We start from the raw sequence: 24318 nt of genomic DNA on the forward strand, positions 1-24318 counted from the left end.
CCTACATTGGTTTTGTGTTGCGCAGGTGGTTAAGATGCTGCCCTTCCCCGCAGCCTCTTTCTGCACCCGCCGAATAAGCCGATCCCATGCCTTTCGAACTCAGCGTTGACCTCTCTACCCTGGCCATCCTGGCCCTTGTCGCTTTTGTTGCCGGTTTCATCGATGCCATCGCCGGTGGCGGTGGGTTGTTGACCACCCCCGCCCTGCTCACGGCCGGCCTGCCGCCGCATCTGGTACTGGGCACCAACAAGCTCAGCTCGACCTTCGGTTCGGCGGTTGCCAGTTTCACCTTCTACCGCCGCAAGCTGTTCCATCCCGCGCAATGGATGCACGCCATCGTCGGCACCCTGGTCGGCGCGCTGACCGGTGCCGTGGTCGCGCATTACCTGCCCGCGGAGTGGCTGAACAAAATGCTGCCGGTGATCGTCTTCGCCTGTGGCGTTTATCTTTTGTTTGGCGGCACGCCGAAAGCGCCAACGGACAGCGATGCACCGATCAAGAAAAAGTGGCAGTCGACCCAGGGCTTCAGCCTCGGCTTCTATGACGGCGTGGCCGGGCCCGGCACGGGTGCGTTCTGGACCGTGAGCAGCCTGCTGCTCTACCCCATCGACCTGGTGAAGGCCAGCGGCGTGGCGCGCAGCATGAACTTCGTCAGTAACGCGGCAGCGCTGTCGATCTTCATCTTTTCCGGTCAGGTGGACTGGATCATCGGCCTGTGCATGGGCTCGTCGTTGATGGTCGGCGCGTTCTTCGGAGCCCGCACCGCCATCAGCGGCGGTGCGAAATTCATTCGCCCGGTGTTCATCACCGTGGTGCTGGGCCTGACCGTGCGCCTAGCCTGGCAGCACTGGTTCAGCGTGGCCTAAACGCCGCGCCACATAGAGGTCGATCAGGTAACGGGCAATCGAGCGTGACGCCGGCAACGGCGGCAGCTCGTGCACGTTGAACCACTGGGCGTCCTCGATCTCGTCTTCCTGACAGACGATCTCGCCGCCGGCGTATTCGGCATGAAAGCCGAGCATCATCGAGTGCGGGAACGGCCAGCACTGGCTGCCCATGTACTGGATGTTCCTGACCTCGATGCTCACCTCTTCGCGAACCTCGCGAATCAGGCAGTCCTCGGCCGATTCGCCCGGCTCGGCAAACCCGGCCAGGGTGCTGTAGACCCCCGGCACAAAGCGCGGCGAACGCCCCAGCAGAATCTCGTCGCCGCGGGTCACCAGCACGATCATGCTCGGCGAAATCCGTGGATAGCTGCGCAGATCGCACGGCTGGCAATACATTGCCCGTTCGCGCGGCACCTGAGTCATGGCCTGGCCGCAGTTACCGCAAAAGCGATGTTCACGGGCCCAGGTGCCGATCTGCGCGGCGTAACCAAGCACCTTGTAGAGCGTGTGATCGCCCTCCAGCATGAACGCCCGCAGGCCTTTCCAGTTGCAGCCCGGCACCTCGGTGTGACTGCGCAACTCCAGCAGATAGACCGGCTCGCCATCGAGATGACCGATGCCATGCTCGGCGAGAATCGGCAGATCCTGGCGCTTGAGCCATTCGCGCGCAAACAGTGCGCCATTGTCATCGAACAGAAAGCCTTCGGGGCTGCGCGCGACAGCCCAGCCGCCGGGTTGATCGGTGTCCAGTACTGCAGTGGTCCAGCGAGGAATCATGGTTAGTCAATCCAGAAATTCAGGTTTCTGTTTGCTCATATGGGCGGCCATGGCCACGCGCAGATCGGTGGATTGCAGCATGGCGGCGTTCCAGGTAGCGATGTATTCGAGGCCGTCATCGATGCGATGGTCGCGCATGTAGCTGATCATCTCTTTGGTGCCGGTGACGGCAATCGGCGACTTGCCGGCGATGTCGCGGGCAATGCCCATGACGCCGTCGAGCAGGCTGGCGTTGTCGTTGTAGACGCGATTGACCAGGCCCATGCTCCGCGCTTCGTCGGCGCCAAAGGTGCGACCAGTGTAAGCCAGTTCACGCAGCATGCCGTCACCGATGATCCGCGGCAAGCGTTGCAACGTGCCGACGTCGGCGGCCATGCCGATGTCGATTTCCTTGATCGAAAACTGTGCGTCCTCGGCGGCATAACGCATGTCGCACGCGGCAATCAGGTCGATGGCGCCACCCAGGCAGTAACCCTGAATCGCTGCAAGCACCGGTTTGCGGCAGCTATCGACCGCATTGAAGGACGCTTGCAGGGTGAGGATCTTGCGCCGCAACAGGCGCGCATTGCGTCCGACGTCCTTGCCCAGTTCGTTGGCCACGCCCGCCAGCATCATCAGGTCGATACCCGAGGAGAAATGCTTGCCTGCGCCGCTGAGGACCACCACGCGCACTTCATCGGTGTCGTCGATCCACTGGAAGATCTCGACGATCTCGCTCCAGAACGCAGCGTTCATCGAGTTGATCTTCTCCGGGCGGTTGATCTGCACATGGGCGATTTTATCGACCAGTTCGACGTTGAACGCGCTGTACCGAGACATGCCAGTGATCCTTTTGCGGGCAAAAATGAGGCCCGAACTATAACAAGGCACCAAGGTGGGCAGTAAGACAGTGGTTCGGCCAAATGCGGGACTTGCCAGGCTGCACCTTAACAGTGCACCACCACCAAAACGTGGCGCACATTTATGTGACTGCCCTGTGACTTTTTGCGGCCAAAACGCCAAAAAACATGCACTTCGTCGGGGCATTTGCACCTCGATCAGGCACGTCCGTACCGCTACAAACCGATTGTCGAACAATTTTGCCATCCGGCCTTCACCGCTCTAAGTTCTGGCCTAGACTCATTTTCTCGAGACGAAACCGGCCGGTCACAAAGTGGAAAAATAGTCGAAACTTTTTCCAATCCCGATCGGTCCTCTGAAAAGACGGTGCGTTGCGACTGGTGCAATCTTTGCAGTTGCTCATTCACCCATTCTGCTTCAGCGCATTGGGCAACGCTTGCTCACCGATGCGTAGCGCGTTTGCGCCCGGCCACGGAAATTGGCCATGGAACACCGTTTGCCAGACCTAAGAATTAGATCAACAACACGGGAGATTCATATGACCGGTACGGCTATGGAAATACAGGGAGAGCGTGCTCATCAGGTCGGTGAGTCGAACGCCGTAACTGCCGCAAACACCCAACCCGTCAGCGTTCCTGGCACCCGGACGCTGACCCCGGTAGCCAACCGGAATCCGAACCGTAAAAAAGTCTTGTTCGTCACCTCGGAAATCGCCGACCTGGTGAAAACCGGCGGCCTGGGCGACGTTTCCGCGGCGCTGCCGCGGGCCATGGCCCATCTGCACGATGTGCGGGTGTTGATCCCGGGTTACCCGCAGGTGCTGCACAGCGAGAACCCCATCCATATCATCGGTGAGCTTGGCGGTCATGCCGCGTTGCCACCGTGCAAGATCGGGCGCATGGACATGCCCGACGGTTTGGTCATTTACGTACTGATCTGCCCCGAGCTCTACGAGCGCGAAGGTTCGCCCTACGGCGCCAACAACGGCCGCGACTGGCCGGACAACCATATCCGTTTCGCCCGCCTGGGCCTGGCGGCGGCCGATATTGCCGCCAACCTCGCGCAAATCCACTGGTGCCCGGACCTGGTGCACGCCCATGACTGGCCGGCCGGTCTGGCCCCTGCTTATATGCACTGGCGTGGACAGCGCACGCCCACCCTGTTCACCATCCACAACCTGGCCTACCAGGGCGTGACCAGCCTGGGTTCGTGCCCCGAATTGGGCATCCCCCATCACGCGCTGCAGCAGGAAGGCATGGAGTTCTACGGCAAGATGTCGTTCCTCAAGGCCGGCATGGCCTATTCGAGCCATATCACCACGGTCAGCGCGACCTACGCCCAGGAAATCACCACCCCGGATTTCGGCTGCGGTCTCGACGGTTTTCTCGCCGCCAAGACCCAGCAAGGCCTGCTCAGCGGGATTCCCAACGGTATCGATGAAAGCTGGGATGCGGCGACCGATCCGCACCTGTTCTGCCCGTTCAGCATTGGCGACTGGGAGGGCAAGGCCGTGAACGCCGCCCATGTCCGCGAGCTGTTTGGCCTGGAACATTCCGAAGGCCCACTGTTTGCAGTGGTCTCGCGGCTGGTTTATCAGAAAGGCCTGGACCTCACCGAGGCGGTCTCCGAATACATCGTCAAATCCGGTGGCCAGATCGCGATCATCGGCCGTGGCGAGCCCGAAGAAGAACAATCGATGCGCGAACTGGCCCTGCGTTTCCCCGGGCAGATCGGCGTGCGTATCGGCTTCAACGAAACCGACGCCCGGCGCATGTTCGCCGGCAGCGACTTCCTGCTGATGCCGTCGCGTTACGAGCCGTGCGGCCTGAGCCAGATGTACGCCCAGCGCTTCGGCTCGTTGCCGGTGGCACGCAATACCGGTGGCCTGGCCGACACCATCGAGAACGGCGTGACCGGTTTCCTGTTCGATGAATCCACGGTGCAGAGCTATCAGGAAGCCCTGAGTCGCGCATTCAAGGTATTCGCCTTTCCCGACCTGCTGCACGCCATGCGCTGCCGGGCCATGGCCGCGCCGTTCAACTGGTGCAAGGCGGTCGAACCCTACGCCGAACTCTATGAACGGCTTGTGGCGAAAGCGTTGGGGAAATCGAACAAACAGTAAGAGGCTTTCAAGATGCCGTTAAGGACCCTTGAGACCTGGCCTCACGGCGCAATCATGCTGGATGCAGAGCACACGCGATTTGCGTTGTGGGCGCCAGATGCGTTCTACGTCAGTGTCGAACTGGAAAATGGACAGTCCTTGCCGTTGCTGCCCCAGGCCGACGGCTGGTTCGTGAGCAACACCCGATGCCCGGCAGGCACGCGTTACCGCTACAGCATCGACGGCGAACTGCAAGTGCCCGACCCCGCCTCCCGCGCTCAGGCTGGCGGCATTGACCAGCCCAGCGTGGTGGTCGATCCGTTGGCCTATGCGTGGCAACACAGTACCTGGCTGGGACGACCGTGGAACGAAGCGGTGATTTATGAGTTGCACGTCGGTGCGCTCGGCGGCTTCACTGCCGTCGAGCAGCATCTGGCACGCCTGGTCGAACTGGGTGTCACTGCGATCGAACTGATGCCCATCGCGCAGTTTCCCGGTGAGCGCAATTGGGGCTATGACGGCGTCCTGCCCTACGCGCCCCAGGCTTCATACGGCTCACCCGAGCAGCTCAAGCACTTGATCGACACCGCCCACGGCCACGGTCTGGCGGTGATTCTCGACGTGGTCTACAACCACTTCGGCCCGGACGGCAATTACCTGCATCGTTATGCCAGTGGCTTCTTTCGCGAAGACCGACACACGCCCTGGGGCGCGGCCATCGACTTGCGCCGTCGCGAAGTACGGGACTTCTTCATCGAAAACGCCTTGATGTGGCTGCTGGAATACCGTTTCGACGGATTGCGCCTGGACGCGGTGCACGCCATCGAAGACCCGGATTTTCTTCAGGAACTGGCGCGACGGGTGCGCCAGCAGACGGGGCCGGCGCGGCATGTCTGGCTGATGGTCGAGAACGAACACAACCAGGCCAGCCTGCTCGAGCAGGGTTACGACGCGCAATGGAATGATGACGGCCACAACGCCCTGCACGTATTGCTGACCGGCGAAACCGACGCCTATTACGCCGACTACGCGCAAAGCCCCACCGAACAACTGGCGCGCTGCCTGAGCCAGGGTTTCGTGTTCCAGGGCCATCTCAACCGCCATGGTGTGGCGCGCGGTGAGCCCAGCGGGCATTTGCCGCCCAACGCCTTCATCCTGTTTTTGCAGAACCATGACCAGATCGGCAATCGGGCCTTCGGCGAGCGCCTGCATCAACTCGCCCATCCGCAAGCGCTGCGGGCCGCCACGGTATTGCTGCTGCTGTCGCCGATGATTCCACTGCTGTTCATGGGTGACGAGTTTGCCGTCGAACAACCCTTCCTGTTTTTCACCAGCCATCACGGTGAATTGGCAAAACGGGTACGCGATGGCCGGCGCAACGAGTTCGCGGCGTTCAGCGCGTTTGCGGACCCGCGTCAACGCGAACACATTCCGGACCCGAACGATCCGCAGACATTTGCAGCGTCCTGCCCTGTCCTGCCCTCGATCGGCCACAGCGAGATGCACGACCTGTACTGCCGACTGTTGCAGATCCGGCACCGGCTCATCGTCCCGCACTTGCCGGGCACCCAGGCACTGGGCACCGACGTGCTGGGCGAAGGCGCGGTCAGTGCAGCCTGGCGATTGGGCGATGGCAGCCAACTGCGCATTGACCTGAACCTCAGCGACAGGCCCGTAGGCCACACTTCACAAACCGGTGCCGCGCGGTTGTTCGAATACCCGCCAGAGAGCGCCGGCCTTCTGGACCAAGGCACCCTTGCCCCGTATTGCGCGCTCGTCAGCCTCACCGCCGCAGCCCCTTTGCTACCCCCTATGGAGAGCGTTCATGAGTGATGCGCAACTGGAAATCCTGGCCAGCCGTGCCGGCCTCGCGGTCGATTGGATCGACGCCAACGGTCGCCCGCAAAAAGTCGCGCCTTCAGTGTTGCGCAACGTGCTGAGCGGCCTTGGCCACCCGGCCGGCAGTGCTCAGGAAATCGACGCCAGCCTGCTGGAATTGCAAACGACGCAACAGACCCATCACTTGCCGCCCTTGATCACCGCCGATGTGGGGGTGGGCCTGGACCTGGCGCGTTATTTCGAGCCCCAGACCCCTTGCGAAATCCACCTCGAAGACGGTTCGCGGCTCAACCTGAAACTGGACGCCAATGCGGTGCTGCCGGGGCTGGTGCCGGTCGGCTATCAACAGGTCAGCATCGATGGACAAACTTTCACCCTGGCGGTGGCCCCGTCCCGTTGTTACAGCGTGGCCGACGCCGTGGATAACCCCATTCCTCGTGCCTGGGGCCTGAGCGTGCAGTTGTACGGGTTGCGCCGCCTCGGCGATGGCGGGTTTGGCGACACCCAGGCGCTGGAAGACCTCGCCCGGGTGGCCGGCGAGCGTGGCGCCGAGGCGCTGGCGATCAGCCCGTTGCATGCGATGTTTTCCAGTGACACCCAACGCTATAGCCCGTATTCGCCGTCCAGCCGTTTGTTTCTCAACAGTCTTTACTGCGCCCCCGGCACCATTCTCGGCGAACGCGCCCTGCGTACCGCCATCGATGCAACCGGCCTGGCCATTGAACTCAAGGCGCTGGAAGAACGTCCGCTGATTGACTGGCCGGCCGCCGCCGAAGCCAAGCATCGGTTGTTGCAGGCCCTGTATGAAGGCTTCGTCCAGGGTGAACACCCGTTGCACGAAGACTTCAGCAGTTTTCGTCACGCGGCGGGCGAAGCGCTGGAAAACCACTGTCGCTTCGAAGCCATCCAGGAGGCGCGCGCCGCCCGCGGTGAACACCTCGACTGGCGGCAGTGGCCCGAACCCTGGCGCAACCCGCGCAGCGCCGAACTGGCGGCATTCGCCGAAGAAAATGCCGGGCGCATCGGCTTCTTCGCTTTCTGCCAGTGGCTGATCACGCGCTGCCTGGAGCGCGCGCAAACAGCCGCCCGCGCCAGCGGCATGAGCATCGGCCTGATTGCCGATCTGGCGGTCGGTGCCGATGGCGGCGGCAGCCAGGCCTGGAGCCGTCAGGACGAACTGCTCGCCGCCCTCACCGTCGGGGCGCCGCCGGACATTCTCAACCGCAGTGGCCAGGGCTGGGGGATTTCCGCGTTCTCCCCCGAAGGCCTGGTGCGCAATGGTTTCCGTGCCTTCATCGAAATGCTGCGGGCCAACTTCGCCCACTCCGGTGGCTTGCGCATCGACCACGTCATGGGCTTGCAGCGTTTGTGGGTGATCCCCAACGGCTCGCCGCCGGCCGACGGCGCCTACCTGTATTACCCGGTGGACGATCTGCTGCGCCTGCTGACCCTTGAATCCCATCGTCACCAGGCCATCGTCCTCGGTGAAGACCTCGGTACCGTGCAGGATGGCCTGCGGGAAAAACTCATCGCCCGTTCGATACTCGGCATGCGGGTGTTGCTGTTCGAACAGGACAACACGCACTTCAAGCCGATCCTCGACTGGCCGGACAACGCCCTGGCGATCACCAGCACCCATGACCTGCCCACCCTCAACGGCTGGTGGCATGGCCGCGATATCGACTGGAACGCCCGGCTCGGCATGATCGATGCCAGCACTGAAATCGAATGGCGCCAGCACCGCGAGCGCGAGCGTGAGGGTCTGCGCCGGGCGTTGAGCCAGGACCCGCAGAACTTCCGCGAAGAATCCCACGAAACCGACCAGGTGCTCGACGCCAGCGTGCGCTTCCTCGGCCATACCCGCTCGCCGTTGGTGCTGCTGCCACTGGAAGATGCCCTTGGCGTAGAACAACAGGCCAACCTGCCGGGCACCATCGATACTCACCCGAACTGGTCGCGGCGCTTGCCCGGATACAGTGAGGCCCTGCTCGATGGAGCGGATGCCGCGCGGCGTCTGGAGCTGCTCGCCTGTGCGCGACTGCAGGCGGCCGAGCGTGATCGATGACTCAAGTGCCAAGCCGACCACTGCGCGCCACGTTGCGCCTGCAATTTCATAAAGGCTTCACGCTGGAAGATGCGGTGCCACTGGTGCCGTATTTCGCCCGTCTCGGCATCAGCCATGTCTACGCCTCCCCACTGTTGCGCGCGCGCGCCGGGTCGATGCACGGCTATGACGTGGTGGACCCGACAAGGGTCAATCCGGAGCTGGGCGGTGAGGCGGCGCTGCGCAGTCTGGTCGATGCCCTGCACGGGCACGACATGGGGTTGATCCTCGATATCGTCTCCAACCACATGGCGGTCGGCGGCAGTGATAATCCCTGGTGGCTGGATTTGCTGGAGTGGGGGCGCCTGAGCCCCTACGGCGAGTTTTTCGACATCCAGTGGCACTCGCCCGACCCGTTGATGGAGGGCCAGTTGCTCCTGCCGTTTCTGGGCAGCGACTATGGCGTCGCATTGCAGGACGGCACCCTGCCCCTGCGCTTCGATGCCTGGCACGGAAGCTTTCACGTCGAGTATTACGAACACCGCTTTCCCATTTGCCCCTGGGATTACGGCGAGCTGCTCAAGGTCGATGCGCCGCTCGATACACAACAGGGCGAACGACTCAAATCCCTGGCCGATCGCTTCAGCACCCTGAGCTACCAGACCGATGCCCACAACCTGGCGCAACCGCTGAAAGCAGAACTAAGCGACCTGGTCGGCGATCCGGCCATTGCCCAAGCCATTGACCAGCACCTGAAAAACTACGATTCAGTGACCGGCGAAGGCTTCCAGCGCCTGCACAACCTGCTGGAGCGCCAGAGCTATCGCCTGGCCAGTTGGCGCACCGCCGCCGATGACATCAACTGGCGGCGCTTCTTTGATATCAATGACCTCGGTGGGCTGCGCGTCGAGCGTCCCGCCGTGTTCGAAGCCACCCACGCGAAGATTTTCCAACTGGTGGCTGAAGGGCTGATCGACGGGTTGCGCATCGACCATATCGACGGCCTTGCCGACCCGCGAGGCTACTGCCGAAAACTGCGCCGTCGGCTCGACAACCTGTCCGCGGGACGCCACCTGCCCATCTACGTCGAAAAGATCCTCGGCGAAGGCGAAAGCCTGCCTCGTGACTGGTCGGTGGATGGCACCACTGGCTACGAATTCATGAACCAGTTGTCACTGCTGCAAACCGACCCCAGGGGTGCGCAGGCGCTGGCCGAGCGCTGGAAGCGTCACAGCGGGCGGTCCGCCGACTTCTCCCAGGAAGCACAACTGGCCCGTCAGCAAATCCTCAATGGCTCCCTCGCCGGGGATTGCGAAAGCGTCGCCCAGGCGTTACTGCAAGTGGCCCGGGACAATCTCATGACCCGCGACCTGACCCTCGGGGCCATTCGCCGGGCCTTGCAGGCGTTGATCGTGCATTTCCCGGTGTACCGCACCTACATCGGCCCCCTTGGCCGGTCAGCCCAGGACGAGGTGTTTTTCCGGCAGGCCATGGCCGGTGCCCGGCAAACCCTGGGCGAGGCAGACTGGCCGGTGCTCGACTGCCTGGCCGGCTGGCTCGGCGGTGAACCCTGGCGGCGGCGCCCGGCCGGTCGCCAGCGCAAACGCCTCAAGTACGCCTGCGTACGTTTCCAGCAACTGACTTCACCGGCCGCGGCGAAAGCGGTCGAGGACACCGCATTCTATCGCTCGGCGGTCCTGCTCTCGCGCAACGATGTGGGGTTCAACACCGAGCGGTTCAGTGCGCCGGTTGCCGACTTTCATCAAGCCTGCATCGAACGCCTCGACACCTTCCCGGACAACCTGCTGGCCAGCGCCACCCACGACCACAAGCGCGGGGAAGACTCACGGGCGCGGCTGGCGGTGATGAGCGAGCGCAGCGACTGGTACGCCGACCAGATCGGTCTGTGGCGCACCCTCGCCCGGCCACTGCGCAGTGACGATCAAATGCCGTCGGCGGGCGATGAGTTGATTCTGTACCAGACGATCCTCGGCAGTTGGCCTCTGCCATTGAGTTTCGATAATCCGCTGGCGCTCGAAGACTACGCAAAACGCCTGAAGCAATGGCAACGCAAGGCCCTGCGCGAAGCCAAACTGCAAAGCAGCTGGAGCGCGCCCAATGACACTTGTGAGCAGGCGAGCGAGGACTTCATCCAGCGCCTGTTGCTCAGCCCCGAAGGTGAGCTGTTGCGTACGGCCCTGGCCAAGGCTGCCCGTTCGATTGCCGTGCCCGGTGCACTCAACGGTTTGGCGCAAACCTTGCTGCGCATGACCGTACCCGGCGTGCCGGATCTGTATCAGGGCAACGATTTCTGGGACTTCAGCCTGGTCGATCCGGACAACCGTCGCCCGGTGGATTACGCCAGCCGCCAGCAGGCACTGCAGCAAGCGGTGGACCTGTCGGACTTGTTGCTGAATTGGCGTGACGGGCGCATCAAGCAGGCCTTGATTGCGCGCACCCTGGGTTTGCGTGCCGAGCATGCCGAGCTGTTTCGGCGTGGCACTTACCAGGCCCTGGAAGTGGTGGGCAGCGAGGCCCATCGAGTGCTGGCTTTTGTCCGTGAACGGGAGGGAAAACGCGCCGTCGTGATTGTGCCGATACGTTGTGCCGAGCTGCTGGAAAACGGTGCCGAGCCACATGTTCACGCGCCGCTGTGGGGCGATACCCGGGTCAAATTGCCGTTCACCATCCCTGACGAAAATCTGAAGGGACTTTTTTCCGGCGTCGCAGTCACACAACACAGGGAGCTGCTGGTCAGCGCCGCGCTGGGGGATTTCCCGGTCAATCTCTTTATTCAAACTACCCACACTTGAGTTCAGTTCAGGAGCATTGCGATGAGTACCGACGATAAACGCATCCGCGAATTCGCCTATCAGATCTGGGAATCCGAAGGAAAACCCGAGGGCCAGGAAGCCCGCCACTGGGAGATGGCAAGCAAACTGGCGGAAGCTGAAGCCCTGGCCCCCAAAAAACCAGCCAAGGCAGCGGCGATTAAAAACCCGGTCAGCAAAACGGCCAATGGCAAGGCTGGTGAGAGCAAAGTCGCTGCGCCCAAAACCAAAGCCAAGCCTGCAGCGGCCTCGAAAGTAATCCCGCCGGGAGAAAAGACCGCCGAGAAAAAGCCCCGGGCGGCGAGAAAACCACCGGCGGTTTGATCCACACAGCGTTTACCCTGACTGACTGCGTGGCACACCTGTTCGCCCCAAAAAACACCTGTGGGAGCGAGCTTGCTCGCGATAGCGGAGTGTCAGCCAACATAGGTCTTGAATGTTGAACCGCCATCGCGAGCAAGCTCGCTCCCACATGTATCCCGTCTGCAGGAGCACTTATGACCAGCCCGAAGAAATCCGCAGCGCCCCCCCCGCGTGCCGAAGCCACGCGAATCCGCGAAGGCTTGCCCTTCCCGCTGGGCGCCACCTGGGATGGACTGGGCGTCAACTTCGCGCTGTTTTCCGCCCATGCCACCAAAGTTGAACTGTGCCTGTTCGACGACACCGGCGAAGTTGAGCTCGAACGCATCGAACTGCCCGAATACACCGACGAGATCTACCACGGCTACTTGCCCGACGCCCATCCGGGGCTGATCTACGGCTATCGCGTCTACGGCCCCTACGACCCGGCCAACGGCCATCGCTTCAACCCCAACAAACTGCTGATCGACCCCTACGCCAAACAACTGGTCGGCAAGCTGAAATGGTCCGAAGCGCTGTTCGGCTACACCATCGGCCACCCCGACGCCGACCTCAGCTTCGATAAACGGGACAGTGCGCCCTTCGTGCCCAAATGCAAGGTCATCGACCCGGCGCACACCTGGGGCCACGACCACCGCGTCAGCGTGCCGTGGGACAAGACAATCATCTATGAAACCCATGTGCGCGGCTTCAGCATGCGTCACCCTGCCGTCCCCGAAAACCTGCGCGGTACCTTTGCCGGGTTGATGGTCGATGACGTGGTGGAGCACATCCGCAAGCTCGGCGTGTCGTCCGTGGAACTGCTGCCGATCCATGCGTTCGTCAACGACCAGCATTTGCTGCACAAGGGCATGACCAATTACTGGGGCTACAACAGCATTGCGTTCTTCGCCCCCGACCCGCGTTACCTGGCCAGTGGCAAGATCGCCGAATTCAAGGAAATGGTCGCGCACCTGCACGAAGCCAATCTGGAGGTGATCCTCGACGTGGTCTACAACCACACCGCCGAGGGCAACGAGCAAGGCCCGACCCTGTCCATGCGCGGTATCGACAACGCGTCCTACTACCGCCTCAAACCCGATGACAAGCGCTTCTATATCAATGATTCCGGCACCGGCAACACCCTGGACCTGAGCCACCCGTGCGTACTGCAAATGGTCACCGACTCCTTGCGCTACTGGGCCTCGGAAATGCACGTGGACGGTTTCCGCTTCGACCTGGCGACCATTCTGGGGCGTTACCACGACGGTTTCGACGAACGCCACAGTTTCCTCGTGGCCTGCCGCCAGGACCCGGTGTTGCGCCAGGTCAAACTGATCGCCGAACCCTGGGACTGCGGCCCCGGTGGTTATCAGGTCGGCAATTTCCCGCCGGGCTGGGTCGAGTGGAACGACAAATTCCGCGACACCGTGCGCGCCTTCTGGAAAGGCGACGATGGACAACTGGCGGATTTCGCCAGCCGCCTGACCGCTTCGGGCGAAATGTTCAATCAGCGTGGCCGCCGCCCCTATTCATCAGTGAACTTCGTTACCGCCCATGACGGCTTCACCCTCAACGATCTGGTGTCGTACAACGACAAGCACAACCAGGCCAACGACGAAGACAATCAGGACGGCAGCAACAACAACCTGTCGTGGAACCACGGCGTCGAAGGCCCCACCGACGATCCCGACATCAACGCATTGCGCCATCGGCAGATGCGCAATTTCTTCGCCACCCTGCTGCTGGCCCAGGGCACGCCGATGCTGGTGGCCGGCGACGAATTCGCCCGCACCCAGGACGGCAACAACAATGCGTACTGCCAGGACAGCGAGATCGGCTGGGTCAACTGGGACCTCAGCGAAGACGGCAAGGCCCTGCTCAAGTTCGTCAAACGCCTGATCAAGTTGCGCCTGACCTACCCGATCCTGCGGCGCGGGCGTTTTCTGGTGGGTAATTACAACGAGGACATCGGCGTCAAGGACGTGACCTGGCTGGCGCCGGACGGCACGCAAATGACCACCCGGCATTGGCACGATGCGCACAATCGCTGCCTGGGCATGCTGCTCGATGGCCGCGCCCAGGAAACCGGCATTCGCCGCAAAGGCGCCGACGCAACGTTGATGCTGGTGGTCAACGCGCATCACGACATCGTCAATTTCCGGCTACCACAAGTGCCTGACGGTGGGTTCTGGACGTGCATGATCGACACCAACCAGCCGTCGGTCCACGGCCAGGAGCGCTTCGAGTTTGGCCACGAGTACTCGGTCACCGGCCGCTCGTTGCTGCTGTTCGAGTTGCAGCATGAGGAAGAAGAGTAACGAGGAGGGTGAAAAATCACGGCGCCACTGCCGTAGAGCGGAAAAATCATATTGATTAAGTTCGCGATGCGACGAATAGCGTTACATGAGCAATACTCGATTCGCGGCCATCCAGGGTAGGGATTGTCGCACCACGCTATCCACCAGCCTTCACGGGTCGGCCGGGCTTGACTCGCGCACGACTGAAGGCGCAGCAGAACAAGGACGTAATCCCCATGAAATCCGTTTCCGTCAGCGAAGCCAGCCTGCCATCACACATCTGGAACAGTGCCCCGCAACTGGACAGCATCCCGGTCATCAGCACCCAATCCCTGGTGCCCACCGGCGCACGTGCGGTGCTCATTGCCCCGCACCCCGGCGATGAAGTCGTGACCTGCGGCGGCCTGCTGCAATTGCTCAGCAACCTGGGCCACCCGCTGCAATTGATCTCGATCACCGACGGCAGCGCCAGCCATCCGGGCTCTCGGCAGTGGTCGGAAAAGCGCCTCAGTGTATTTCGCCCCCAGGAAAGCGTCGAAGCCATCCGCCGACTCGGGTTGCCGATGCATAGCCTGAAGTGGATTCGTGGCGGGTTTACCGACAACGCCCTGGTGGAACACGAAGACCAGATCGCCCGATTCATCACGCGCTACCTGCGCCCCGGTGATGTGGTGTTCAGCACCTGGTGCGAGGACGGCAACGTCGACCACGACACCGTCGGCCGGGCCAGCGCCAGGGCCGCAGCCAACGCAGGGGCATCCTACAACGACGTACCGCTCTGGGCCTGGCACTGGCCGGCACGGGACCGGGAGCTGATTCCCTGGCATCGAGCACGCAAGGTGCGCCTCGATACCTGGACCGTCGCCCGCAAGAGCCACGCCATTCACGCCTACGCCAGCCAACTCGACGGCGAACCGGCCATCGGCCTCGCGCCATTGCTGCCGCGGTCGTTGCTCGAGCGTATCCGCTTGCCTTATGAAATCGTGTTGATTTGAAAGCGCAACCCATCAGACTGAACTGCCTGCCGACGCATCAGTCGCATACATAAGCAGCCCTGAATCAGAGGAGTGGATGTGGCCAGTCATTCAAAACGGCAGGTAGCCCAATCAACGCCATTGAACACACCCCCGGCGATTCATCGGCTTCGCGTGCTGACGGTCAACACCCATAAGGGGTTTACCGCACTCAACCGGCGCTTCATCCTCCCAGAGTTGCGTGAAGCGGTGCGCAGTACGTCGGCAGACCTGGTGTTTCTGCAAGAAGTCGTCGGCGAACACGACCAGTATTCCTCCCGCTACAACGATTGGCCACCAACCTCGCAGTATGAATTTCTCGCCGACAGCATGTGGGGCGACTTCGCCTATGGACGAAACGCCGTCTATCCCGACGGTCATCATGGCAATGCCCTGCTGTCGAAATACCCGATCCGCGAGTACCGAAACCTCGATGTTTCCATTACCGGCCCGGAGCGTCGCGGCTTGCTGCACTGCGTACTGGACGTGCCGGGGCATAACGAAGTGCATGCCATCTGTGTGCACCTCAGCCTGCTGGAAAGTCATCGTCAGCTGCAGTTGCAGTTGCTCTGCCAACTCCTCGAGTCCCTGCCTGACCAGGCACCGGTAATCATTGCCGGCGACTTCAATGACTGGCTGATGCAGGGCAATGCCGCCCTGGCCCGTCGCGATTATCTGCACGAAGCCTTCGAACGCCACCATGGCCGTCCGGCCAAAACCTACCCCGCGCGGTTTCCCTTGTTGCGCCTGGACCGCGTCTACCTGCGCAATGCCAGCAGCCACGAGCCACAAATACTCGGGCACAAGCCGTGGACGCACCTGTCCGACCATTTGCCGCTGGCGGTGGAAGTGCATCTCTAAGTCGTCAGATCTGTTAGTTCTTACAGTATCCCGTGCCTCGATTGGCAGGCATGCTGGTTTCCGGGCATTGGGCAGGTAGCGAAGTACCACGATGATTTACCGGGCGCTTCACCACAAAGGCACGCCAACTTTGACGGTTACCGACGCGCGTGGCCTGGCCCTACGCGAGGTGGCTTACTGCCGAGAGCAGGCGGAGCAGTCCGCCGATACCCGAATCACCCGTCAAGTGTTCGACCCTGCCGAACGGCTGGTGGCGCATTGGGATCCGCGCCTTTGGGGCAATGCCCCCGCCCCCAACCTCGCGACGATCTTCAGCCTTACGGGCCAGACGCTATTGAGTGACAGTGTCGATGCCGGTTGGCGGTTGAGCTTGCCCAATGAAGCTCAATCCATGGTGTTTCGATGGGACAGTCGTGGCACTTGGCATCAGTGCGAATTCGATCGACTTCAGAGACCGGTCGCCATCCGTGAAGCGTTGGCCGATGAACCGCCTCGAGTCATCGAGCGATTCATCTACGCAATGGCCAACCATGAATGTGCTGCACACAATCAATGCGGCCAATTGGTGCGCCACGATGATAGTGTCGGCAGTCAGCATTTGAGCGCGTTTGCCATTCACGGCGAAATACTGGTTGAAACCCGGCAGTTTCTCAGCAGCCTTGATACACCTGACTGGCCGCTCGACATTCAATTGCGCGAGGCATTGCTGGAAGTTGGCGAAGCTTTTGTTTCCACCTGGCGTTACACCGCCACCGGCGATTTGCAAAGCCAGGCCGATGCCAAAGACAACTACCGGGAATTTGCTTATTCGCTAGCCGGCCAGCTCAAGGAGAGCCGGTTGCAGCTGGCAGGCGCCGGGCAAGTACCTCGTCTATTGGTCAGTGACATCCATTACAACGCCGCCGGACAGATAGACAATGAAACGGCTGGCAATGGCGTAATTACCCGCGTTTTTCATGCCGCCGACAATGGCCGCCCGACTCGGCTGACAAGCGCCGTGCCTGGCAGCGCCCCACTCCAGGATTTGCACTACCGCTACGACCCGGTCGGTAACATCCTTCATGTGGAAGACACGGCACAACCCATTCGGTTTTTCAAAAACCAGCGGGTCGAACCGATCAACCGTTATCGTTATGACAGCCTGTACCAACTGGTCGAAGCCAGTGGCAGGCAAGTAATGCCCTCCACCTACGGTCCTGCACTCCCGGCAATGCTGTCCACTCCGCTGGACCCGAATCAACTGACCCCTTACACACAAACTTTCGACTACGATGCCGCCGGCAACCTGCTCACCCGCCACCACTCCGACGCCCCGACCTTCCGCATGAAAACCTCCCGCACAAGTAACCGCAGCCTTGCGCAGCAGGAGGACCGCGCATGGCTCGACGAGCAGGACATCGCCAATGGATTTGATCCCTGCGGCAATCAACGACAACTGCAACCTGGTCAGTACGTCCGGTGGGACGGTCGTCAGCAATTGAGTGAGGTTACGATGGTCAAGCGCGATGACGGGCCTGATGACCATGAGCGCTACATCTATGGCCCGCGCGGACAACGCCTGCGCAAGGTGCGCATCACCCACACCGGCCGTCGCACCTTACTCGCAGAAACGCGCTATTTGCCGGGGCTGGAAATTCACCTCGACGCCGTGCACGGTGAAGAACGACATGTGATTACAGCCGACGCAGGACGAAGCCAGGTACGGATGATGCACTGGACAGTGCCCCCTCCAAAGGACGTAAAGAATGATCAACTGCGATTCAGCCTCTGCGACTTGCTTGGTTCCTGCACACTGGAGCTGGACGAACATGCCAGGCTGTTGAACCAGGAAGGTTTTTACCCGTTTGGCGGCACGGCGTGGTGGGCTGGCAACAGTGCATTGGAGGCGAGAGACAAGGTTCGCCGTTATTCGGGCAAGGAGCGGGATGCGACAGGGCTTTATTACTATGGTTATCGATATTACGCACCGTGGTTGCAACGGTGGATGAGTCCGGATCCGGCGGGGAATGTGGATGGATTGAACCGGTATTTGATGGTGAAGAATAATCCGGTGGTTTTTTTTGATGAAAATGGCCTTGGGCGCACATCAACAACAAATCCGCATCGACCATTAACGTCAGGCCGACAAAACGCAGAGCCGAACATCTCTTACTACGATCAAAACTTAGAAGAACGCTTTAACTTAGATAGCGAAGCAGTAAAAAAGCACATAGACTTCATCGAAAAAAACTTCATCCATCAATCAATAATGAAATACGGTATAAACTCTTCATTTATTTCTGATAATTTTCACAATATTTTCCAACCAGATCACTGGCAATTCATGCACAACTTTCGAAACCCCACCACAACGGATTACTACGCAAATGAAATGGCAAAATTTCAGTACGCAAAAATAGCTCGAGAACAAAACTTCTTTGGACATCTACCATCCCTCATTACCAGAAGCAACGTCATCAACAAGGAAACATTAAAAGAAACTAAACACCTTAAAAGCGGAAGTGACAAAATGCTTAAAACCTTTATGAGCAAGACACCAAATGGAAAATCCACTCAAAGAATACTGAGTGACTTCGGATTGATGGCTACCAAGGTTGAAAAATTTTCCTCTGACAATAAGGTCAGTTTTCTAATACATGTGCAGCCTGCCCCCGTCATTTCCTCCGAAGAAAATCCGGGCAAGTTTGGAGAGGCCGCTGCCAACGACGCAGCTTTCGAGTCGTCCACGAATACCCTTCAAACGCAACGACGGAGAAACGGGCTAGTAGCATCTATTCAAAATTTTTTTCGATGACACCTGAAATCTCGCTGACACAGCAATCCGGAAATTTACCATGGTGAACGCCAATTTAAATCTCCAACTGTAATTTATGACAGTAGCGACGTTCAAAAACTGTTGTTACCGTTTAACTTAACCTCAGCAGCCAAGCGGTCACTTGTTTCACAGTAACCGACGCTGCCCCAAGGTCAGTTGCCTTTCGATGCAGTCTCGCAACTCACGCTTCAGGTGCGTCCGATGCGTGACCGTTAATCGCGAACGGCATAGAGCCGTAGTTCCTCGACCGTCGAACTGGGTCTGGGCCTGGTCGCCAGGGTGACACCGCTGGTGAGCCTGTACATCAGCGCCGACTACAGCAGCGACGTGGATGACAATGATTTGAACGGATTGATTGGCAGCCTGGGGGTGCGAATGCGCTGGTGAAAACTGGTATTTCTTACAGTATCCGTGGCACTGACGGTGATGCATTGTGATGGCCAAGTCCCCCTGATCGAGGCCGTCACGGATGTTTATGGACCATGCGCATCACGGCACACCGGTTCTTGCGGTTTCAGATCCCCGTGGCTTGGGGATCAGGGCCATTCAATACCATCGGCGGCTGGCGGGCGATCCGCTTGAAGCGCGGGTGACGCATCAACGGTTCAATGCCGCCGGGCGGCCGGTGGCCAGTCGCGATCCGTATTTGTTTGCCTTGGCGCAGAACGATGCGTCGGTGCCGGCCAACCTAAGTCAGGTGTTCAGTTTGTCTGGCGCACCGTTGTCGAGTGACAGCGTGGATGCAGGTTGGCGGGTGGCGTTGCACGGTGCGGCCAGGCAGCGCGTCGCGGCTTGGGACGGGCGCGGCAGCCACTCCCTGACTGAGTTCGATGTACTGCTGCGACCGGTGGCCGTACGTGAACGTGGTGAAGATGTCGCCGAGCATGTCCTTGAGCGTTTTACTTATGCGGGAGTCGAGGCCGGCGCGGCCTTGCACAATCTGTGCGGTCAGTTGATTCGCCATGATGACCCGGCGGGGACGTTGCACCTGAATGATCTCGGCATCGCTGGCGCACTGCTACAACAGACGCGGCATTTTTTGCTCGAAACCAATCCCGTGAACTGGCCCGACAGCGTGCCCGCCCGCGATGCGTTACTTGAACCCGCTGAGGGCGCCACCACCGCGCGGCACCATGCCGCCAGCGGTGAACTGCTCCAGCAAATCGATGCACTGGGTAATCAGCAGCGTTTTGCCTACAGCGTCGCCGGTGAATTGAACGACACGCGACTGACCCTGGCTGGCCCCGACGGGAAAGAGCACACGCTGGTCAGCCATCTTCGCTACAACGCCTCCGGCCAGATCGAAGCAGAAACCGCCGGCAACGGCGTCGTCACCCGCCACCACTACGATCCGGCGGATGGTCGCCTCATTGGGCTCAGCGCACACAAAGCCAACGGCACGCCGCTGCAGGACTTGAAATACAGCTACGACGCAGCCGGCAACGTTCTGAGCCTCGAAGATGCCGCCCAGCCGATCCGCTACTTCAACAACCAGCGCATCGAACCGATCAAGACCTACCGCTACGACACCCTTGATCAATTGATCGAAGCCACCGGATGGGAGGCAAAGACAGGGCATGGCGGTCCCGCCCTGCCCGACCTTCAGCCCTTGCCTCTCGACCCCAACCAGGTTGCCAATTACAGCCAGACGTATCACTACGACGCCGGCGGTAACCTGCTGGACCTGACGCATGTCGGGGCCCAATCCCACAGCCGCACCCTGACCCGCGCCCAATACAGCAACCGTTGCCTGTCCGAACGCAACGGCCGGCCTCCGACCGAAGACGAACTGGCCGCCGGCTTCGATGCCAATGGCAACCTGCGTGAGTTGCAAGCCGGCCAATCGCTCGCCTGGGACCTGCGCAATCAACTGTCTACCGTGCGCCCGGTCGTCCGCGAAGACGGCAATGACGACTACGAACGTTATATCTACGACGGCGGCGGCCAACGGGGGCGCAAACTGCGTTCAAACCAGACCAACGCCCGCACACTGATCAGTGAAGTACGCTACCTGCCCGGCGTGGAAATCCGTAGTCATAGCGGTACCGGGGAAATCCTTCACGTGATCAATGCCAGCGCCGGCAGCAACAGCGTACAGGTGCTGCATTGGGTTGCCAAACCACCCGAGAACATCACCAACGACCAGGTGCGCTACAGCCTCAACGACCACCTGCAATCCAGTACCCTGGAACTGGACCAAAACGCCGACCTGATCAGCCAGGAATGGTATTACCCGTATGGCGGCACGGCTTGCTTCGCGGCCCGCTCCGCCACAGAGGCCAAGTACAAGACCGTGCGCTATTCGGGCAAGGAGCGGGATGCGACGGGGCTTTATTACTACGGGTTCCGGTATTACGCGCCGTGGTTGCAGCGGTGGATTAATCCGGATCCGGCGGGGTATGTGGATGGGATGAATTTGTTCGCAATGGTCAGGAACATGCCAATCAATTATGGCGATCTGGCTGGCCATGCAGGAAAAGACCTGACACAAAAAGATCTCGACAAAATCGCAAGCTCAATAAAAAAAAATATGGCCGATCTCCCTGAAGAGGCGGTGATAGATGTCATCAACCAGTATTTGACGAACAAAGGAGCGGATCCTCAGCAGTATCTTGATACGATCAAGTCTTTATTAGGCTTTGCAACAACCAAGGCAGTAGCAGGAACATCGATGCAACCACCGGCAACGAAATATGACAGAGATTTGAAAGAAAACGAAAAAAAAGGACTTCATCTATTTTGGAGCACCAATGCTGGCGCCCAATATATCAATGCAATTACTAGAAATTTTTACACGGGAGATACAATCCAAGAACCAACATCCTTACAGAGCGCCAGGGACGCTGCATTCAAGGAGTTAAAGTCGAATCTTGGCTCAACGACCATCAAAATGTCGAGTGCTACGCAGAAAGATAGTTACTCCCCTGCAATGGAGCTATTAGTCAAGCATGAAAATAATTCAAGACAAACCATACTTCTGATGAAGGCCTCACTAGGCGCCCAGCTAAAATCAGCTGTTTTCCGTGGTGCGCGGTTACCCGACTCCAATATAAAAGAAGGTGACATATTGCAAACCAGTGGCTTCACGTCATTTAGCCCGAATGAACGTACCGCGCGGGCATTTACTGATCGACCTTACGACCTCGCATTCAATAGCAAAACAACACCGGTAATGTTTATTACCGATGGAGGCTATCGCATTGAACACGGCACAGAGGAAGAGAGCGCATTCCCTCCGATGACTCAGTTCAAAGTAACCGGAGTCTATTCCGGCAAAAAGAATACGCCAAATATATACCTTGAAAAAATCAAATTCAAATCCACCCCCAGTGCCAGATGGATTTAAATCGGAAAAATCATCTTTCAAGAAAGCTATATTTAATAGGCAATTCGAATACTGAAAAGTATTCGAGTCACCCAATTGCAGTAGAGGAACGTCTACCCCTCCGGCCGCAACATCAACACCGCCAACGGCGGCAAATTCAGCACCAACGACAACGCCTGCCCATGGCTCGGCGTCTCCTCGGCCAGCGCCCCGCCACTATTGCCGTAGTTGGAACCCGCATAAATAGACGAATCGCTGTTGAGCACTTCACTCCACTGCCCGGCAAACGGCACCCCGACGCGATAAGCCTCGCGCGGCACCGGCGTAAAGTTGGCCACCACCAGCACAGGCCGGCCGTCCTTGCTCCAGCGCAGCCACGCATAAACGCTGTTGATCGCGTCATCGCCGATCAGCCATTGGAACCCCTGCGGTACATCGTCCTGCTCGTGCAGCGCCGGCTCTTCGCGGTACAAGCGATTGAGGTCAGACACCAGTTTCTGCACGCCCTTGTGCTCGGGGTATTGCAACAGGTACCAGTCCAGCTGCTGGTCGTGGTTCCACTCGCGCCACTGGCCGAACTCGCAGCCCATGAACAGCAGTTTCTTGCCCGGATGCGCCCACATGAAGCTCAGGTAGGCCCGCAGGTTGGCGAATTTCTGCCAGCGGTCGCCGGGCATCTTGTCGATCAATGAGTGTTTGCCGTGCACCACTTCATCATGGGAAATCGGCAGGATGAAGCGCTCGGACCAGGCATACACCAGGCCGAAACTCAGCTCGTTATGGTGATGGGCGCGGTACACCGGGTCTTGCTGGATGTAGTGCAGCGAATCGTGCATCCAGCCCATGTTCCATTTGTAGGCAAAGCCCAGGCCGCCCTGTTGCGTGCCCTGGCTGACGCCCGGCCAGGCGGTGGATTCTTCGGCGATGACCAATGCACCAGGCGCTTCCAGGGCCACCACGTCATTGAGGTGGCGCAGGAAGTCGATGGCTTCCAGGTTCTCCCGCCCGCCATGGCGGTTCGGCACCCATTCGCCAGCCTTGCGCGAGTAGTCGCGGTACAGCATCGAGGCCACCGCGTCGACCCGCAGGCCGTCGACATGAAAATGCTTGAGCCAGTGCAGTGCCGACGCCAGCATGTAGCCGTGCACTTCGGTGCGCCCCAGGTTATAGATCAGCGTGTCCCAGTCCTGGTGGAAACCTTCCTGCGGGTTGCCGTACTCGTACAGTGCCGTGCCATCGAACTGGGCCAGACCGTGGATATCGGTGGGGAAATGCGCCGGCACCCAATCGAGAATCACCCCGAGCCCGGCCACATGGCAGGCGTTGACGAAGGCGGCGAACTCGTCCGGCGTGCCATACCGCGCACTCGGCGCGAATTGCGACAGCAACTGATAGCCCCACGAACCGCCGAACGGGTGCTCCATGATTGGCATCAGTTCGATGTGGGTAAAACCCAGGTCTTTTACATAGGGAATCAGTCGCTCGCTCAGTTCGGGCCAGGTGTACTGGCGGGCCACTTCGCCCAGGTCATCCAGCTCACATTGCCATGAGCCGGCGTGCAATTCGTAGATCGACAAGGGCGCAGTCACCCGGTGGCGGTCGCCCCGGGCCAGCATCCAGTCCTGATCCTGCCAGTCGACATTCAAGGGTGAAGCGACTTTCGAGGCGGTGTCTGGCGGCAGGCTGGTGGCCAGTGCCACGGGATCAGCCTTCAACGGCAGAATGCCGTGGGCGCCGAGAATCTCGTATTTGTAGGTGTCCCCGGCTTGCAGGCGCGGGATGAACAACTCCCAGACACCGGTGGGATGGCGCAGGCGCATCGGATGCCGGCGCCCGTCCCAGACGTTGAAATCACCGACCACCGACACCCGCCGGGCATTCGGCGCCCACACGGCGAAACGCACGCCGTCGACGCCGTCCACGGTTTTCAGTTGCGCGCCCAGGCATGCGCTGAGGTCGCGGTGATTGCCTTCGGCGAACAGGTACAAGTCCATTTCGCCCAGCAACGGACCGAAGCTGTAAGGGTCTTCGGCCGTTTGCTCGCCGCCGGCCCAATGGGTGCGCAGCAGATACGCTTGCGCACGCTGGAAATGCCCGACAAACAACCCCGGTGTCGCTGTGGCTTGAAGATTCCCAAGCGCTTCGCCCGAGTCCCTGGCCAGCACTTCTACACTCAGTGCGCCCGGCAGATACGCGCGAATGAACTGCCCGCCCATGCCATCGGCGTGCGGGCCGAGAATCGCAAAAGGGTCGATATGCTCGGCGCGTACCAATGCATCGATATCCCGCGCGCTGGGCAGCAGCGCTTCTTTGTGATGACCCTGTTCCTTGTTCGAGACACTCATG

At 60.1% G+C, this 24318-nt stretch carries 14 protein-coding genes and 1 pseudogene; 12 read left to right on the forward strand and 3 right to left on the reverse strand.

Going from position 1 to position 24318, the window contains the following annotated elements:
- Positions 1-86 precede the first annotated feature (86 nt).
- Positions 87-866 carry a TSUP family transporter gene (locus tag ACM6IK_RS00005; protein ID WP_414872596.1) on the forward strand — a complete coding sequence of 260 codons (780 nt, stop codon included), beginning with the start codon at positions 87-89 and terminating at the stop codon, positions 864-866.
- Here the strand turns inward: ACM6IK_RS00005 and nudC are convergent.
- Positions 834-1664 carry an NAD(+) diphosphatase gene (gene nudC / locus ACM6IK_RS00010; RefSeq protein ID WP_414872597.1) on the reverse strand — a complete coding sequence of 277 codons (831 nt, stop codon included), beginning with the start codon at positions 1662-1664 and terminating at the stop codon, positions 834-836. The genes ACM6IK_RS00005 and nudC overlap by 33 nt on opposite strands.
- A gap of 6 nt (positions 1665-1670) precedes the next feature.
- A complete protein-coding gene (locus ACM6IK_RS00015; protein WP_414872598.1) occupies positions 1671-2483 on the reverse strand; it encodes a crotonase/enoyl-CoA hydratase family protein in 813 nt (270 codons plus the stop codon).
- A gap of 559 nt (positions 2484-3042) precedes the next feature.
- Between ACM6IK_RS00015 and glgA the strand changes: the two genes are divergently transcribed.
- From glgA to ACM6IK_RS00070, 11 genes and pseudogenes are all read left to right on the forward strand, one after another.
- On the forward strand, positions 3043-4626 hold the full coding sequence (gene glgA, locus ACM6IK_RS00020; RefSeq protein ID WP_414872599.1) for a glycogen synthase GlgA: 1584 nt from the start codon (positions 3043-3045) through the stop codon (positions 4624-4626).
- A gap of 12 nt (positions 4627-4638) precedes the next feature.
- Positions 4639-6438 (forward strand): malto-oligosyltrehalose trehalohydrolase, encoded by a 1800-nt coding sequence (gene treZ, locus ACM6IK_RS00025; protein ID WP_414872600.1) that lies wholly within the window; start codon positions 4639-4641, stop codon positions 6436-6438.
- The gene (gene malQ / locus ACM6IK_RS00030; protein ID WP_414872601.1) at positions 6431-8509 is read left to right on the forward strand and encodes a 4-alpha-glucanotransferase; all 2079 of its coding nucleotides are present in this window, start codon (positions 6431-6433) and stop codon (positions 8507-8509) included. Before treZ ends, malQ begins: the two co-directional genes overlap by 8 nt.
- The gene (locus ACM6IK_RS00035; protein ID WP_414872602.1) at positions 8506-11301 is read left to right on the forward strand and encodes a malto-oligosyltrehalose synthase; all 2796 of its coding nucleotides are present in this window, start codon (positions 8506-8508) and stop codon (positions 11299-11301) included. The genes malQ and ACM6IK_RS00035 overlap by 4 nt, the downstream gene beginning before the upstream one ends.
- Positions 11302-11322: 21 nt before the next feature.
- Positions 11323-11643: a DUF2934 domain-containing protein gene (locus ACM6IK_RS00040; protein ID WP_414872603.1), complete on the forward strand. Its 321-nt coding sequence runs from the start codon at positions 11323-11325 to the stop codon at positions 11641-11643.
- Positions 11644-11816: 173 nt separating this feature from the next.
- Complete coding sequence (glgX, locus tag ACM6IK_RS00045; RefSeq protein ID WP_414872604.1) at positions 11817-13979, forward strand: glycogen debranching protein GlgX; 2163 nt, start codon at positions 11817-11819, stop codon at positions 13977-13979.
- 215 nt (positions 13980-14194) lie between these two features.
- On the forward strand, positions 14195-14953 hold the full coding sequence (locus ACM6IK_RS00050; protein WP_414872605.1) for a PIG-L deacetylase family protein: 759 nt from the start codon (positions 14195-14197) through the stop codon (positions 14951-14953).
- Positions 14954-15031: 78 nt separating this feature from the next.
- The gene (locus tag ACM6IK_RS00055) at positions 15032-15832 is read left to right on the forward strand and encodes an endonuclease/exonuclease/phosphatase family protein (RefSeq protein WP_414872606.1); all 801 of its coding nucleotides are present in this window, start codon (positions 15032-15034) and stop codon (positions 15830-15832) included.
- A gap of 130 nt (positions 15833-15962) precedes the next feature.
- The gene (locus ACM6IK_RS00060) at positions 15963-18626 is read left to right on the forward strand and encodes an RHS repeat domain-containing protein (RefSeq protein ID WP_414872607.1); all 2664 of its coding nucleotides are present in this window, start codon (positions 15963-15965) and stop codon (positions 18624-18626) included.
- Between the two features lie 252 nt (positions 18627-18878).
- A pseudogene (locus ACM6IK_RS00065) lies at positions 18879-19034 on the forward strand (autotransporter outer membrane beta-barrel domain-containing protein); the annotation flags it as partial.
- Positions 19035-19122: 88 nt separating this feature from the next.
- Entirely contained in the window at positions 19123-21993 is a 2871-nt protein-coding gene (locus tag ACM6IK_RS00070) for an RHS repeat-associated core domain-containing protein (RefSeq protein ID WP_414872608.1), read from the forward strand.
- 92 nt (positions 21994-22085) lie between these two features.
- Here the strand turns inward: ACM6IK_RS00070 and glgB are convergent, their stop codons facing one another.
- Positions 22086-24317 (reverse strand): 1,4-alpha-glucan branching protein GlgB, encoded by a 2232-nt coding sequence (gene glgB, locus ACM6IK_RS00075; RefSeq protein WP_414872609.1) that lies wholly within the window; start codon positions 24315-24317, stop codon positions 22086-22088.
- Position 24318: the final 1 nt, after the last annotated feature.

The sequence above is a fragment of the Pseudomonas sp. IT-196MI5 genome, assembly GCF_949767415.1.
Taxonomy (GTDB): Bacteria; Pseudomonadota; Gammaproteobacteria; order Pseudomonadales; family Pseudomonadaceae; genus Aquipseudomonas.